The sequence below is a fragment of the Haloferula helveola genome (assembly GCF_037076345.1).
GTDB classification, from domain to species: domain Bacteria; phylum Verrucomicrobiota; class Verrucomicrobiia; order Verrucomicrobiales; family Akkermansiaceae; genus Haloferula; species Haloferula helveola.
On sequence record NZ_AP024702.1, the window covers coordinates 2,263,531 to 2,279,300 of the forward strand.

The following is a 15,770-nucleotide window of genomic DNA, read 5'->3' on the forward strand; positions in this document are numbered from 1 at the left end:
GTCGGCGTGGAAACGTCCATGACTGCCGACAGCCCGAAATGGTGCGCGGACTTCAGTCCGCTTGGCCAATAGAGCCCCCGTCAGCCCGGATGCGGACTCAAGTCCGCGCACCACGGCTGGACACCGCTCGGAGCCGACAGGGAGTGGACCGCGAGATTCAGCTCGCCCCGGAACCCCGGCTGCCGAACCGACGGGGCGAGCTGAAGCTCGCGGTCCATTCACTCAGCCCCCGCCGTTGCCGGCGCGAGCCTCCTACTTCGCCGCCGACGCCACCAAGGCCAGCCGAGTCCCCAGAATGCTCCCCAAGCGACAAGAAGAAGCCATGTCGGAGCCGCCACACTCGATCCACTCATCCCGTCCATTGACCATGAGTCGAGATCCCAATGGCGCACGGTCACGTGCTCAATCGCATTTCCGGAGTTCCTTGAGCCGGCTGTGTGCTTCCGTTCCCACATCCAGAGAGGCGCTGCCATACCGCCTCCCTTTCCGAACGCGAGCCCTTCAAGCGCCGCACGTCCGTCCCCGATCGCAACGACGAGCATTGCCCGGTCGGTCGTCACGGCGCACTCCGTCGTAAACTCCTCCGAATCCACCCACAACCACCCGAAAAACACCGCCACAACCGCCCCCAGCCAAAACCCGATCGACCGCCACCACGGCTTCAGGGCAATCGGCGGCTCACCGGCGTCCATCCCCTACCTCCGCTTCGCCGCCGAGCTGATCTCGGCGACCAGCCGGTGCAGCACCAGCCGGTGGTCGAGCGCGGTTGTCACCAGCGCCTTGTCGGCCTTGAGAGCCGATTCCATGACCTTCCTCAGGCCCTCGATCCGGAACGCCCGCGCCGCTCCCATCGAGAGGAACAACGGATAGGCATTCACACCACCGGCCTTCTTTTGCGGCAGCCACGCCCGCTGGATTTCGGGCAGACGGTCGAGCGCGCCGGCAAAAGCCTTGTAGTTGCCCGTCGGCACACCGGTCTCGGCGACCACCCGGGCCATGAAGAGGTTGCGGACCGTCGGAATGATCGAGGCACGCATCAGCCCGATCGCGTTCTCGCCCGCTTCGAGCTGGCGGTCGATCAGCTCGAGCGCCCGCGCCGCGTCACCGGTCTGCAAGGCCTTGCCGATCTCGAAAACGATCCCCGCGCGGGTCATCGGGACCATCCGGCGGACGTCGGCCAGCTCAACCGTCCGACGCTCCTTACCGAGAAACAGATCGAGCTTCTCCAGCTCCGCGCCGATCTGCCGCGTCGCCTCGCCCGCCTGGATCACGAAAAGCTCCAGCGCGTCGTCCTCGAAGCTCAGCCCGAGGTCCCTCGCACGCCCTTCGACCAGCGCCGCGACCTCCTCCTCCCAGCCGTCGCGGGTGGTATCGATCTTGTCGTACGACTTCACGCTGGCGTTCTTCTGCAGCCATTTCCAGAACGCCCGCCGCTTGTCGATGCCGGTGGCACTCAGCAGGAAAGTCACCCCATTGCCGAGTCCGGCTTCGAGGCATTCCTTGAGCGACTCGACCCCGCTCAGCGTCCGCTCCGAGCGGCCGGTGACGTCGTCGACGAGGAAACTCGCCGACTTCAGCCACACCACCTTCTCTCCACCGAAAAACGGCAGCGTGTTGAGGGCCTCGACGACCCGCTTGCAGATCTCGAAAGCGCCATCGGAATTGTCGGCGGTGCCATCGATCGTCTCGTGCGTGAAGCCGTCGTCGTTGCCACCCGTCAGCTCGCGGTGAAGCCGCAGCGCCTCCTCCTTCACACGCCCCTCGTCGGTGCCGATGATGGCATGGATGTTCGAGTTGGCGGCCACGGGCAGAGGATAATCGGGCGATCCGGAGAGCGACAAGGATGGAGCGGCGATCACTGAGCCCGGATCCACTCGATGCCCGCAGGAATGCCTTCCGTGATCATCGGCACGTAGTGTCCGCCTTCCTCTGAGATCCTGAGGGTCACGTCAGCTCCCGCCGCTTTCAAAGCCGAGGCAAACTCCTCGGTTTTCTCCGCCGGCACATTCTCGTCGTCCTCGGCATGGAAGAGGAACACCGGACGCGAAAACTCGGCCACATGGGTCATCGGCGAGCTGCGCTTCGCGAAATGCTTCACCTGGGGAAACGCGGAGTTCACCAGCGGGGTATCGATCAGCTCCTGCAGGCGGTCCACCACGTCGGCCGCCGGCGCGTAGGCGATCGATCCGGCAAGGCGGGGTTCGTGAGCCCCGAAGAGCAGCGAAAGCGTGCCCGCCGAACTGTGCCCGGCCGAGTAGATCCGGGTCGTGTCGACCTCGGGCATGCGCTTGAAGACATACTCGAGCGCGTTGCGGCCGTTGACCACCCCGGCGCAGGCGTCGCGGAAAGCCTCGTAGCCGAGCCGATGCGAACCGTCGTCCTCCTCATCCTCGACTTCGCCATCGATCGAGTAGAACACGACCGCCATGCCGGCCTCCGCGTACGGCAGGCATTCGTCGTGGTAGTCATCGACACCCAGCGGACCGAGGTCGGATCCGGAAAGCAGGTTGGTCCCCGCCGGGGCGACCAGGACTGCCGACAACGATCCCGGAGCCGGATCGCCGGGCGGAAGGTAGATCCACATCCACATGCTTTCGCCGGGACCGACGCCATCGGAGATCTCCACCGCGCCGACGCGGACGCCCTTGTCCCCGACCGGCTCGAACTCGGGGAGGTCGGGCATCGCAGGCACCGGCACCGAAGCGACGTCGAACAGCTTGCCCGCCTCCGCCTGCTTCTTCTCCACCGATCGGCCTGCAGCGAACATGATTGCGACGAAGATCCCCACCACCAGCAGTCCGAAATAGCCCATCACGAGCCCGGCCACCGCCATTCCGCCCCCGGCCAGACGCCCGCCCGAAGACTTCACTTTGGACAGGCCGAGATGACCGAAGATCACGGCAAGGACCGCGGTAAGACCCGAGCACAGCCCGAAGATCCCGAGCACCAAACTGGCCACGCAAAGACCCGAAGTCTGGGGCCGGGTCGGGCGCATTGGTGGCGCGGGCGGCAGGGGCGGGTGGTTCATGGCATTCATTCCCGCCAACCCGACCGCGTCCGTCCATCTCATTCGGAACCTGGGAGGCGGGACGCCCCCGTCCCGCAATCTTGAAGCCGGTGAAATCCGGACGCGGCATCTCCCACGCTGAGCCTCCTTCGGACCAGGAGTCGAGCCCAACCTCCGAACGCAAGCGTCAATGCCACACTGCCACGAAACCCACATCGACGTCCGAACCCGCCGCCACTCGCGGGACGGGGGCGTCCCGCCTCCCATCCAACTTGCTTGAAGAACTTCACGACTCCTGCGTTTCATGATCCATCGTGAAAGTCGTTCCGCTGGCCACCCACCTCATCGCCGCCGCGGTCGGCGCGGGCGTGTGGCTGGCGATGAACGCGGAGCCGGAACAACCGGAAGAAACGGTGGTCGAATCTGCCGACCCGATCGGTGACGAGCTCCGCCGCGAGCTCCACCGGATCTCCGAGGCAAACGCCAGCCGAGAGAGCGGGGGCGAGAGCATCTGGCCGGTGACCTCCGAAGAGAACTGGGTTGAACTCGAAAAGCAGGACAATCGGGAAACCGACGCCCGTCACCTCCAGCTCGTCGAACGCTCGCGGATCTTCGAACGCAAGACCCCGGGGGAGCTCGACCCGCTGCTCACCCTCGCGCTCGAAGGGGACGACTCGGAGACCGCGCAGGCGATCTTTCTCGCCTGGCTGCGCCTCGACCCGCAGGGCGCGCTACAACAAGTCGTGATCCGGCCCGCGTTGCTGGAATGGGTCACCGATGACCCGGCGGTCCTGCTCGACGTTCCGCCGGAAACGATGCGGGGATGGGTGACGGATTCCAATCTCCCGGAAAGTTTCCGGAGCACGATGGCCTACAGCGCGGCCTCGAACCTGGCTTCGCGCGACAACCTTCAGGGACTTCGCACCGTGTGGGAAGGATCGGACGCCGATCTTCAGGACTCGCTGTGCCACTGGTTCGCCGACAACTGGATCCCCGATGACCCCGAGCAAGCCGTCCGGGAGCTTTTCGAAGACGTCCCCGAGGCGCTGCGGAACCAATTGCTCGGGCAACTGTCCAGGTCAGGAGATCCGTTCATGTCGTTCTCCGGCATCGCCATGAGCGACGAGTTCTACGCCGCGGTTCTCAAGCGCGATCTCACCGGTCTGGAGAAAGTCGAAGCAAAGTTTCTGGAGCACTTGGCCGAGCGTTCCTCGGACTCCGCCAGCGGATACCGACACCCGACAGCCGGAGCCGAGAAGCCGGAGCGCTGGTCCGACGATCTCGCGGAACGAACCATCGAGCAGTCGCTCGGCGACTGGCTGCTCTCCGATGGTGACTTCCCCGAGCGGATCATGGCCGGTGAAGCGGGGCTCGAAGAGGCAAGGTCATCGATTGTCGGCAGAGTACCCGAGCTCGCTGACTTTCCGACGCTTCTCGACCAGCGGCTGTTCGTCGAAATCTTCCAGTACGTGCCGGAAAAGTCGATTGAGTGGGCCTCCCACCGACTCACGCCCGAGCAGCAGGCCGATGCCCTCAGCGACGGACTGCGGTATGCGGATGAACCGCGAGCCCTGCGGAAACAGGCTTGGTTGAATGCTATTCCGGAAGACGTGCGAACCGCCCGCGACAGCCTCCGCTCCGAAATCAAGGAGTGGAATTGGGACATCGCCGAGTGGCAGCGGCTGAACGGGAAACCACCGAAGGAGGAGGAGCGATGAGTGCCCGGCACATGGTCACCCATCTCGCAGCAGCCGCCTTCGGAGCCTTCATGGTTGCCGCCATCGAGGAGCATGCCTCCCACCAAGCTCCGGAACCATCCGACCCCGAGCCGGAAGTCCTCCAAGCGAAGATCCGGGAAAGGGAGGAGCGCCCCGAGCCGGAAGCAATGCTCGCACGGCTTGCCCGACTCGACGGTGAGCCCGGAGAAATCCGGCAACTGCGGCGGGAGATTCTCGACGCTTGGGCGGCGCGGGATCCCTTCGCGGTTCTGGACTACCTCTCGACACGACCGTGGGAACGCTATGCCGGATCGAACCCCGAGTGGTTGCGTCAGCTCGCGCATGACCAACCGGACGCACTGCTCGCCTACGCCATCCGAACCGGCTGCACCAGGTCCCTCGACGCGCTGGTCACCGAAGGCGATCCCTCCGCCACCCTCGCCCGTTTCCTCGCGCTCGGCGAAGACCGCGTACCCGTCAAGCAGCTCGGCGAGCTCTTCGAGCGGGCATGCACCTTCGATCCGGAATTCTATCTCCACCTGAACGACCTGCAGTCCGCCCGACTGCGCCACCGCGCGGCCCTTGAAATCGCCAAGTCGATGCTCGAAACCCACCGCTTCGAGCGGCTCGCCGAGCTCGCCGATGTCCTCGGCTCCGGCCCGGGTGGGGAGGCCATCACCGAGTGCATCGTCCGCGGCTATTCCGAGAGCTTCACGGACGCCTCCTTCATTCTCGATCTTCCCGATGAAGCCCGGGATCGGGTGATCGACCGGATGCTCGAAGAGTGGTCAACGCACGGGTGGAACTATGACATCAGCGACAGCGACCTCTACACCATGCTGGCTTCCATCGAGCAGCGCGGCCTCGGTGCCGGCAGGGAAAATGCGATCGCCCTGAGCATCGCCTTCAGCCAATCGAACAACCTCTCCGAATCCAATGGCGCCGCACGTCAGGCGGCGGCGGACCGATGGATTCCGTGGGCGATCGGGCTGCCCGAGGATCCAGAGTGGCAGCCGGTCCGGCTCGCCGCCTTCCAACGGGCGATCTCGGCCGATTCCAAGCGCTGGCCGCAGCTTCTTGAGGTCGTGGATCCTCCGACCCGGGACCTCGCGCTTGCCGGCTGCGTGGAAAGCATGAAGTCCGAGGATTTCACCGCCGTGGCGGAACACATCGCCGACCCGGCACTGAGGCAGACAGCGCTCGATTACGCCAAGTGGTCCGCCGAATACGCCGAGTCGGATCCGTTCAGTTCCGACCCCTTCGCCGAGTTCGAAGGCCCACGCCCGTGGCGCATCAAGAAGTGACGGGGAAGACGAAGTCCGATCGGCCACATTTCCGGTCCGCAGTCCGCACAACGATCCACCGCCTCGCTCGGTTCTCTTCGAGCCGCGAAGGGCCGTCGGCATTTAGCCACGGGGTTCACCCCGTGGAAAGCTGCGCAATGAGGATTGAGCGCCGAAGGTGCGCAGGCGAAGCGGTTCCACGAGATGAGGCCGACCTCGCCGTCGCCCCTCGCGGGGCTCAATCATGTTGCCGTCCGGGGACCCACGGGGTGAACCCCGTGGCTAAATGCCTGCGTCCCTTCGGGACTTCGCGGAAAGGGATTGCCATGCTCCCTACTTCTCCTTCACCCGCTCCCAGAAGCGGTCGAAGTCCCCATCGCATTCCTCGATCATCCGCTCGAAACGCGGGACACCGGCCTCGTAGGTCGTGAAGGAATTCAGACGCGCGTTGTTCACCGGCTCTTCGATCCACGACTTCAGTCCGCGGCCCCATTCGGTGCGCAGGGCCCGCAACTCGCGATTCAGCCGTTTCAGCTCGCGATCTTTCGCCACCAGCTTGTCGGCATCGCAGCGGTCCGAGGCGTACAGTTTCTTCAACCGTTCCGAAGCCCCGCCGATCGCATCCAGCGCCTGCCCGATCTTCACCAGCCTTTCGTCGTAACGCTTCACCAGATGCGGTCGCCCCGTCTTCCGGAACCACCGCCGCACCCCTTCACGCGCGACCGCTTCGGCCATCGACTCGTTGAAGGGCGTATCACCAGAAACGTAGTACTTCCGGTGCACCAACTCATGGAAGATCAGCTCGGCGTAGTCGACCTCGGCCCGCTCGACAAAGGTATCCAGCACCGGGTCGCGAAACACCCCGAGTGTCGAGTAGGCATCGACCTCGCCAACCCACGTTTCGTAGCCGTCGGCTTCGAGACGTGCCATCTCCTCCCGGGCGAGGTCCTCACGGAAGTAGCCGCGGTAGGCCTGCTCGCCGACCACCGGATACCACCACTTCTTCGGCTCCATCGACAGCTCCGGAGCGGCGTGGACGACCCACACGAGGTGATCGCGACCGAGCTCGGTGTAGAGTTCGTAGCTCCCGCCCGACGGCATCTTCAGTTCGCTCTCGGCGAAGGCGAGCAGGCGTTTCGTGAGCTCCAGCCGCTCGCGCAGACCGGTGTCGTCGGTCTTGGCGATGACCTTGTCGATCGGCTGCCGCTTCGCCAGCACCTCGACTTGTCCGGCGACCGCCTGCGAGTAGAACTCGACGGTCCGGCAGCCGGAAACGGCCAGCACCACGAGACACGCGAGCAGCGACATCCGGCTAGCCTTCATCCTTCGGGTGCCCGTTCGATTTCGCGGCATCGCGCAACGCCTTCTTCTTTTCCCGGGCCTCACGGAAGAACCCCTGCAGCAACGCAAGGCATTCCTCGCCCATCACGCCCGACGCAATCTCGCACTGATGGTTCAGCGGCGGATTCGCCTGGAGCAGATTGATCCAGCCTCCGGCGGCGCCGCCTTTCTCGTCGGGACAGCCGAAGACCACCCGGTCCGGCCGGCAGTGAACGATCGCGCCGGCGCACATCGGACATGGCTCCTTGGTGACGTAGAGCGTGCAGCCTTCCAACCGCCAGTCGCCGAGCGCCTGCTGCGCGGCAGTCAGGGCCAGCATCTCGGCGTGGGCGGTCGCGTCCTTCAGCGTTTCGACCTGGTTCCAAGCCCGGCCGATCACCCGCTGCTCGCGCACGATCACGCAACCGATCGGCACCTCGGTCGCCGCAGCCGCCTTGCGCGCCTCGCGCAGGGCCTGACCCATGAAGTAGTCATCGCTGAGAAGATCGATCTCCACGGCCCTACGGGGAAGATCCGAGAGCCACGTGCCAAGTTCCAAATCCCGAATCGGCCCGATCTTTTTTGGAACTTGGCCCCTCGCACCTGACCCTTACGCTCCGCGACGTGATTCCACCGACCTACAAGGACCGAGTCATCGCCCCTTCCCTGCTCGCCGCCGATTTCTCGCGGATCCGCGAAGAAGTGACCCGCGCGATCCGCGCCGGTGCCGACTGGATGCACCTCGACGTGATGGACGGACACTTCGTCGACAACATCTCGTTCGGGCCCGCCGTCGTTCTCGCGGTGCACGAATCGAACGACATTTTCCTCGATGTCCACCTGATGATCTCGCGGCCGGACCACTACCTCGACCGCTTCCTCGCGGCCGGATCCGACATGATCACGGTGCACGCCGAGGCCGACCACGATGTGGCCGAAACGCTCGGCCGGATCCGTGCCGCGGGCTGCAAGGCGGGGCTGGCGATCAACCCGGCGACCCCGATCGAGGACGCCGAGCCGTTTCTCGACAAAATCGACCTTCTGCTCTGCATGACCGTGGTTCCGGGCTTCGGCGGGCAGGCCTTCATGGACGAGGTTTTGCCGAAAATCGAGGCCGCAGCGAAGCTGCGCGAGGACCGGGGGCTGGAATTCCACATTGAAGTCGACGGCGGAATTGACCACAAAACCGCCTCGCGCTGCGCCCAGGCCGGTGCGAATGTCATGGTGGCCGGCTCGTCGACCTTCGGCGCTCCGGACATGGCTCAGGCCATCACCGCCATCCGACAAGCCTAGGCAAATCGGCCGCCCGGCGGCGTTTTCCGACTACCGACCCATGAAACCTTCCACCATCGCCCTCGCCGGAGCCGCCGTCATCGTCGGTGGTGTCGCCTTGCTGTCCCGTGGATGGAATGGCAATGAAGACCAAGCGGCCGCCAGTGACCCGACCGGCCGCGATTTCAAACACTCCGAACGCCCCGCCCCGGTGATTCGTGAGGGCGAAAAGCCGACCGAGGTAGGCCCGAAGCTTTCCCAACGGGACACCGAGCCGAAAAACTCGAAGGAAAACCCGGAAGCGGTGCTCCGCCGGATCCTCGGCCCGGAGAAATACGCCGAGATCCAAGCCGCCCGCGATGCCGCGAGGCAAACCGGCACCCGGCATCCGGAGACCGGTGACGGCCCGGTTCCTGCCGTCGTCACCGACAGCCGCACGAGGGCATTCGAAGCGCTGCGTGAAGACGTCCGCACCGCGATCGCGACCGACCCCGAAGGTTGGACTTCCACTTACAAGTCGCTCTACGACGACTACATTTCGGTCAATCACCCGAATCTGGCCCAGCCCGTCCGCGGCGGTCGGCCGACCTCCGGCGACGATGGCGGCGGCTCCGATGGAGGCGCTCCGCCGGTCGTTGATGTTCCCGATGGCGGCACTCCGGACCAGCCTCTGTTCTTCGATGAGGAAACCCTTCGGCAGGCAGAGCAGGACCGGAAAGCGCTCGAGAGTGTCCGCAGCGGAATCATGAGTCACTTCTCCACCCGCCAATCGCGGTTCCGTCAGCCCGAGTGATCACGGTCAACGGAGAGACGATCGACCCCGCTTTGGTTGAGGATGCGTTCCTGCGCATCAAATCCGAGGCCGAGTCCCGCAGCGAGATCTCGTGCTGCGAACGCGACGAGGAGTTCCGTCACAAGGCGGAGGACGAAGTGATCGAGGGAATCCTGCTGGCGCAGGAAGCCGAGCGCAGAGTGCCCGAACCCAACCGGGACGAGGTTCGCGAAGCTTTGGAAAACTCGCTCCGGGAATGGCGCAGCCACGGCGCGTCGTGGGACATGCTTGAACAGCAGCGCGACCAGCTCCGCGAGGAAACGGTGGCCCGGCTGCGGATGGAACGCTTCGCCGACGACGTCTGGAGGGATCTGCCGGAGCTCGACGAGGCGGCACTGCGCGAGTGGTACGATGAGAACGCCGAGCTCTTCCGCAAGCCGGGACGCGCCCGGGTGCGGCACCTCGTCCGATTTCCCGGCGACGACCCTGCGGCCGAGTACCGGAAGATCACCGGGCTGCGCGGCGAGGTGCTCGACGGAGCGAATTTCGCCGAAGTGGCCAAGGAACACACCGCCCGCGAAGACGGCGAAACGGATCTCGGATGGATCGAACACGAGCGGACCCTGAATCCGTTCGAAGCGATGCTTTTCTCGCTGCGCGAGGGCGAGCTCAGCCCGGTATTCTCGTACGAGCAGGGGCTCCACCTGGTGCGGATCGAGGAGCTCGAGCCCGAGCACATTCCGCCCTTCGAGGAGCTTGAGGAAACCATCCGCGAACAGGCCCTTGCCGACCAAAGGCGCGAAGCACTGCACCAACTCGCCGTCCAACTGCGGGAAAAGGCGGAGGTCACCCGCGACGAGGATTGACTCCGGGTCAGTCCGCCGTCGCTTCGATGACCAAGAAAAGCCGGTCGGTCGGCGCTCCGGTCACTGTAGCGGTGACGGTGACAAATCCACCGGCCGGCGTGCCTTGGGAAAACGTCACGGTGGTTCCTTCATGCGCCACGCCGTCAGGAGTGAAGATGCTGAGATCCTTCGACCAGCGGTAGCTCGCGGTAAGGTCGCTTGCGGGGGTGGGGTTGAGCGGATGGCTGAACGTGAAGGTGTTTCCGCTCGGAGTTCCCGCCACAAGCCCGGATGAGAACTCGCCGGGATGGGTGCCGAAGTAGTTCTCAAGCCCGTTGCCATTCCCATCCCCGTCGGGGTCATCGTCGACTTCGGTTTCCGCACCCACTTCCGGGTAGCCGGCGATCCATGATCCGAAGGTGCCGTCGGGAGACCCGGTGAAGAACTCGAGGCGCGACTCTTCCGCGCCGAAGTCGATAGCGTAACGTCGGAGATCCGCCAGATCGGGATCCTCACTCAGACTGAAACGGAAGAACGCCTCGGGCTGGTCCGGGATGTGGTCGCCTCCGTAAAATCCCTGCAGCAAGGTCAGCGCCGCCCCGGTGATCTCGAAGGTCCGGTCCTCGGCATCATCTGCGAAACTGTTCTGCGATGTCCCGCTGATCGTGACCGCCGTCGCACCGACGTGGGCTTGGGTCGGATCGGATGGCCCGTGATGGAAGAAGCTGGCACCAGTCGCATCCGGATCGGCGGTGTCGAGGAGGTCGACCCGAAGATCCGGCAGGTTTGCAGCACCGGTCTGGTCGCGGGCGCCGGTGATTTCGAACAAGAGATCCACCGACTCGATCGATTCGCCAACCGGCAAGGTCGGCAGGGTGAAACCCAGCACCACGTTCCGGTCGACCCGGGTGTCGGTGAGCGTCGATCCGCTGGTGCCGACCGTGGTCGATCCGTCATCCGGATAGTAGTCTGCACTTGGCGCGGCCGCCTGGCCTTCGCCGACGATCGAGTCGGTGGAAGCGAGCGTGCCGACCGCATCGGGAGGCGGCACGATGGTAATCATGACCGAGTCCGATCCCGGATACGTCACCACGTCCCCGGGGTCGCGGTTGTCATCCTGCGAGACGGAGTAGCTGAGTTCGTAGGTTCCCGGTCCCGGGAATTGCGCCACAGTCGACGCGGCGCCCGGGTCGTCGAAGGTGACACCGGCCGGGCCTGAGGTTTGGGTCCATCCGGTGACGGTCATCGGAAAGTTGTCGGGCAACGGACAGCGCACGACGGCGATCACCGGCAGCGAGGTTTCCGTTTCGGTCCGATCGTTGCCCAGATCCACCTGCACCGGTGCCAAGGGCGGCAGGCCCGGAGGCGCTCCGTCTCCATGCCACGACGAAAGTTCACTCCAGATCCGGCCATCGAGTTGCGATGGTGTGATCACGGTGCGCACGGCCGGCTCTCCCAGCCGGTCCATCAGCTGTGTGTAGTAGAGACTGCGTGGCGTGACCGGAACCTGCTCGGATTCCCAGAAGCCGAACGGCTCTTCCGGCGACATGTTGCTCTCGCTCTTCGTCCCGACGCATCCGATCGCGAAGTTCATCGCCGCCTTCGGAGCATCGCAGATGATGCTGCTGGCCTCGCAGTTCCAGAAAACCGTCTGGGCTCCGGCCCAGCCGTGGCCCGTTCCCGAGCTCTTGCGATTCTGGACGTTGGTAGGACCACCCTTGATGTTGTCGAACAGGATGCCCTCCGAGTAGCGATGGTGCGGCCCGATGTCGCTGTAGGTGATCTCGGCGAGGCTATCGACGAACACGTTCGGACCGGCGGTGTTCGACTGCGTCACGTAGTCGTGCCGACCCTTCTCCGTGTAGCACCGCTGGAAGAGGATGAACGATGAATCGTCGATGCGGAAAGAGTATCGCCGGGAGCCGGTGATCTGTGACTTCGGGTCGAGCTGTGCGCAGTCCTCGACCGTGACAAACAGCGAGTCGTCACGGATATCGACGCAGGCGTAGCCGAAGTAATTCGCCGTGATGTTCCTCGCCCAGGCGTTCTCGACCTTGCGGAACATCACCGCACTCCAGCCGTGATCCTCGTCGGTGTCACTGGTGTAGGCGGACTCGATCCGGAGGCCCTCGATCCCGACATTCCGGATCGCGCCGTCGAAGGTGTAGCGGTAGACCTCGGCGCCGCCGTACTGACTCTCGATCGCATGCGTGAGCGGCGCGTCGACCGTGATCGTGTTGCCATCGATCGCGGTGATCACCCGTGGCAGATCCGACGTGTAGGCACCTGTGGTCCACCCCCACTGCGCCATGTCGAGGAGGTCGATCCATGCCTGGTTCGGAGTCCGGTTGATGATGATCCGGTCGCCGACCGAAAAACCTGCCGCCGACACCACGCCAAAGGAACGAACTCCGCTCGGCACCAACGGATCGGCGATCGTGGTTTCGCCGGCCGACACTTTCGTCCATCGGCTGCTGCCGGTGAACTCGAAGAGGTCGTCCTGAGCCGTCGCTGTGAAGTGGATCACGGTTCCTCCGCTCCCCTGCCCTTCGCCGCGGATGACCACACCGCTGGCGTTGATGTGGAGTGTTTCGGAAACGTTGTAGTTCCCCGCTTTCAGCAGCAACGTGCCGCGAAAGCCGGCGGGCGAGAGCGGCATCGCGCTCAGGGTATCGATCGCCGCCTGGATCCGTGCATGGTCGTCGCCGCCACCGGGCACCGGATCGAGTTCGATCTCGACCGGCACCCACGGGATTGCCACCCCACCTCCCCGGTAGCCGGCCATCGAGAAATCGATCATCCGGTTGCCGGTGCTCGCCTGCCCCTCGTTGGCATAGCCCGCGTACTCAAGCTGCCCGCCCGGCCCCGGATAGACGAGCGACGACCCGGTCCCGGCACCAGTTACGGATGCTGAAAGGACTCCCCCGAGGAGGAATGGAAGCACCCTCCGAACCAGCCCGCATCCGTCCATACCGGAAGGAAGGCCGCCGGAATGTCGGTCCGATTGCGTTCGACTTGAAAAAGGGGTGCTCGTGTTCACAGAGTTGCTAGTGTCCCGCGCGGCAAGAGCGTTGACTTTCGCGCGAGAGATTTTTCCCAAATGCAAGGCGTGACGAGGGAGCAAATCGAGATTTGTGACCGAGGAACAACGCCGCAGATGGGAAAAAGATCCGTGAATCATCGGGCGGACGAGCGCAGCGAGCTGATTTCAAAATAACTTCCAACATCCCGAAAGGTGACGAACTTGCCGCGCGGGATACTAGGGAACTTCGTCGATACTCATTCGCGCGAATCGCGCCTTCTTTCCATCCGGAAGGAGCGCCGGATACGGAACGCTTACCACCTCGTAGCCGGCTCCCGCGCTTGCCACGAAGGTCGGGGTGGCGGAGCTGTCGTACCACAGATCCAGATCGCTGCTGAACTGCGGAGTGTAATCGACACTCCCCGAGGTCCCGTGGTCGGTCCGACGGACAAACAGGTAATCGAAGGTGACCCCGCCACCGCCACCGGATGCCTGAACGATCGGCACCCCGTTGACCGACCCGTCCGGCACCAGCGGCACCGCGTCGCTGACGTTGGGGTCCGTTCCGAAGGCGAACTCGAGAAGGTTGGTCAGAGGGTCAAAGTCCGGGTTGTCGGTAGTCGTTCCCGGATTCGGGACGAAGCTCGAAGCCCAGGTGTCGTAGGCGCTGGACGGGGCACCACCCTCGGCCACGATCTGGAGCGCCGACTCGGCCGGATCGGTGTCGATGAAATACCGGTCGAAGGTCGTGCCTCCGATTTGCGCAGTTCCGCTGCCGATGATGAGGTTGTCGCTATTGAAACGGAAATACACCGTCGTCTGGTCCGGGATGTGGTCTCCTCCGTAGAAACTCTGAAGAAGCGCCAGCGCATCGCCGGTGATCTGATAGCGTTGGTCCTGCTCGTCATCCGCGTAGCTCACCTGTCCCGCTGACGTCGGCTCGGAGAGGTCGGTGGCTCCGACAAACTCGACGTCGGGATTCGGATCGGCCGGACCATGGTAGAAGAAGTCCGTGCCGGTGCCCGACGGGTCGGCGCTATCGAGCAGGTAGACATTCAGGGCCGGATCCGCTCCGCTGTGGTTGCGATAGGCGGTGATCTCGAAGTCAAGGGAAGCCGCGCTGAGCGTGGAACCGACCGGAAGGGTCGGAAGCGTAAAGGAAAGGACGAGGTTTAGATCGGACCTCGCTCCGGTGGCACCACCGATCCCGACACGTCCGCCGGCCCCTCCCGAGTAGTAACCGGGCGCTTCCGCACCGGCCTCGGCCCGGCCGGTGATCCGGTCGTCATCCGCGAAGGCTCCCGTAACCGAGGTGCCGGTGGTGAAGTTCCAGTCGGTGGTTGCGGAAATCCCGGCAAACGCCTCACCGATCTCGTCTTCCAGGGCACCTGCATCGATCAGGACATAGTAGCCTGTGTCCGACGCAAGCAGGCTCGCCGGGGTGACCGAAACCACGTTCCCGGAAATGTCGACCTCGGCGGGGTTGCTCACATCGAAGACTTCGACCGTCGTATCATCCGCCGTCCGCTTCAGCGTGATGTTCCCGGTGCCTGCCACGACTCCCTTGTCGAAGGTCGCGACGAGGCTCGCGTCCTCGAGGACAGCCGTCGCATCGTCTGCTGGTAGCGTCTCGCTGATCGCAGGGAGGTCACCGGGTAGCGCCACCCCCTGGTAGAGGAACACATTGTCGAAGAGCGCCTGCTGGATCGTGCTGCTGAAACTCCGGAAACCGACTCGATAGGCAGCGGTCTGGGAATTCGATGCGTCCTTCGTGCCGACGTAGGTCAAGGAACCACCGATCTCCTCGAGCCAGAGGTCCGCAACGCCTGCAGCGACTGAGCCACCGGTGTAGCTCACGCTCGAGCCGGTGTCGTTGAAGATGACATAGAGCCGGTAGGCGGTATCGAGGCTGTAAGTGTCCGACCCGGCGGCTGCCACGGTCGACAGTCCCGTGACCGCACCGTCGTTCAGGTTGACCGCCAGCCGCTGACCCGCTCCGTTCAGATCCGCATCTTCGTTGGCGTAACCGACGATCAGGCTTCCCCCACTGACGGCCGATGGCTCGTAGAAGTCGAAAACGAAAGTCGTTACCGCACCCGAGGCCTCCGCGAAGTTCGGCGACTGGACCCGCACACTGCCTCCGCTCGTGGCATCGTTGTCATCATATTCGAGGTACTGGTTGGATGCCCCGAAGGGTGTCGCGGTGAGGTCGTCGCGCACGAACAGGGTCGCGGTTCCGGCCCCGGGCGCGACCTGGTTCCACGGGCCGGATGTGTCGAGGCCGGCATCCGGTGTGTAGCTCTCGAAGTCCTCACTGAACAAAGCGGCGTGCGCGGATGAGCTCAGGAAACAGCAAGTGGAAAGGACGGCGACTGGAGTCAGGATATGGCTTTTCATCGGGGTTTTCGAAGGTCGAGGTTCCCGCCGAGGGCGGCTCGATGATGAATTCCGTCAAGGGATGGCAAGGTTGTGCCATTTTTTGAATTCGCCAAAAAAAACGCGGATTCACGAATTCTCCGAATTTCCGCACC

11 protein-coding genes are annotated in these 15,770 nt (G+C 64.2%); 5 read left to right on the forward strand and 6 right to left on the reverse strand.

All coding sequences use genetic code 11. The features are described 5' to 3' along the window. Positions 1–695: 695 nt before the first annotated feature. Both holA and HAHE_RS08265 read right to left on the reverse strand, forming a co-directional pair. A complete protein-coding gene (gene holA, locus HAHE_RS08260) occupies positions 696–1,805 on the reverse strand; it encodes a DNA polymerase III subunit delta (protein ID WP_338690101.1) in 1,110 nt (369 codons plus the stop codon). Between the two features lie 50 nt (positions 1,806–1,855). After that, complete coding sequence (locus tag HAHE_RS08265) at positions 1,856–3,070, reverse strand: DUF4190 domain-containing protein (protein WP_338690103.1); 1,215 nt, start codon at positions 3,068–3,070, stop codon at positions 1,856–1,858. 251 nt (positions 3,071–3,321) lie between these two features. Between HAHE_RS08265 and HAHE_RS08270 the strand changes: the two genes are divergently transcribed. Then, positions 3,322–4,725 (forward strand): hypothetical protein, encoded by a 1,404-nt coding sequence (locus tag HAHE_RS08270; protein ID WP_338690105.1) that lies wholly within the window; start codon positions 3,322–3,324, stop codon positions 4,723–4,725. Then, positions 4,722–6,029 (forward strand): hypothetical protein, encoded by a 1,308-nt coding sequence (locus tag HAHE_RS08275; protein WP_338690107.1) that lies wholly within the window; start codon positions 4,722–4,724, stop codon positions 6,027–6,029. Before HAHE_RS08270 ends, HAHE_RS08275 begins: the two co-directional genes overlap by 4 nt. 312 nt (positions 6,030–6,341) lie before the next feature. On the opposite strand, the gene HAHE_RS08280 is transcribed toward HAHE_RS08275, so the two are convergent. Both HAHE_RS08280 and tadA read right to left on the reverse strand, forming a co-directional pair. Further along, positions 6,342–7,331, reverse strand: coding sequence for an aminopeptidase (locus HAHE_RS08280; protein ID WP_338690108.1), 990 nt, complete (start codon positions 7,329–7,331; stop codon positions 6,342–6,344). Beyond that, positions 7,321–7,845, reverse strand: a complete 525-nt coding sequence (tadA, locus tag HAHE_RS08285) for a tRNA adenosine(34) deaminase TadA (RefSeq protein ID WP_338690109.1) — start codon at positions 7,843–7,845, stop codon at positions 7,321–7,323. The genes HAHE_RS08280 and tadA overlap by 11 nt, the downstream gene beginning before the upstream one ends. A gap of 107 nt (positions 7,846–7,952) precedes the next feature. Here tadA and rpe point away from each other — a divergent pair, with 107 nt between their 5' ends. From rpe to HAHE_RS08300, 3 genes are read left to right on the forward strand one after another with little or no spacing between them, the layout of a single operon-like run. Further along, positions 7,953–8,621 (forward strand): ribulose-phosphate 3-epimerase, encoded by a 669-nt coding sequence (gene rpe, locus HAHE_RS08290; RefSeq protein WP_338690110.1) that lies wholly within the window; start codon positions 7,953–7,955, stop codon positions 8,619–8,621. Between the two features lie 40 nt (positions 8,622–8,661). Next, positions 8,662–9,393, forward strand: coding sequence for a hypothetical protein (locus HAHE_RS08295; RefSeq protein ID WP_338690111.1), 732 nt, complete (start codon positions 8,662–8,664; stop codon positions 9,391–9,393). After that, complete coding sequence (locus HAHE_RS08300) at positions 9,390–10,238, forward strand: peptidylprolyl isomerase (RefSeq protein WP_338690113.1); 849 nt, start codon at positions 9,390–9,392, stop codon at positions 10,236–10,238. The genes HAHE_RS08295 and HAHE_RS08300 overlap by 4 nt, the downstream gene beginning before the upstream one ends. A gap of 7 nt (positions 10,239–10,245) precedes the next feature. Here HAHE_RS08300 and HAHE_RS08305 read toward each other — a convergent pair whose 3' ends face one another. Beyond that, positions 10,246–13,161, reverse strand: coding sequence for a hypothetical protein (locus tag HAHE_RS08305; protein WP_338690115.1), 2,916 nt, complete (start codon positions 13,159–13,161; stop codon positions 10,246–10,248). A 315-nt stretch (positions 13,162–13,476) separates the two neighbouring features. Continuing rightward, entirely contained in the window at positions 13,477–15,636 is a 2,160-nt protein-coding gene (locus HAHE_RS08310) for an Ig-like domain-containing protein (RefSeq protein ID WP_338690116.1), read from the reverse strand. Positions 15,637–15,770 lie beyond the last annotated feature (134 nt).

Excerpts from the sequence above, each read along its gene's own strand:
- HAHE_RS08265 (WP_338690103.1), bottom strand. The coding sequence starts at position 3,070 with ATGAGATGGACGGACGCGGTCGGGTTGGCGGGAATGAATGCCATGAAC.
- HAHE_RS08275 (WP_338690107.1), top strand. The coding sequence starts at position 4,722 with ATGAGTGCCCGGCACATGGTCACCCATCTCGCAGCAGCCGCCTTCGGA.
- HAHE_RS08280 (WP_338690108.1), bottom strand. The coding sequence starts at position 7,331 with ATGAAGGCTAGCCGGATGTCGCTGCTCGCGTGTCTCGTGGTGCTGGCC.
- HAHE_RS08295 (WP_338690111.1), top strand. The coding sequence starts at position 8,662 with ATGAAACCTTCCACCATCGCCCTCGCCGGAGCCGCCGTCATCGTCGGT.
- HAHE_RS08310 (WP_338690116.1), bottom strand. The coding sequence starts at position 15,636 with ATGAAAAGCCATATCCTGACTCCAGTCGCCGTCCTTTCCACTTGCTGT.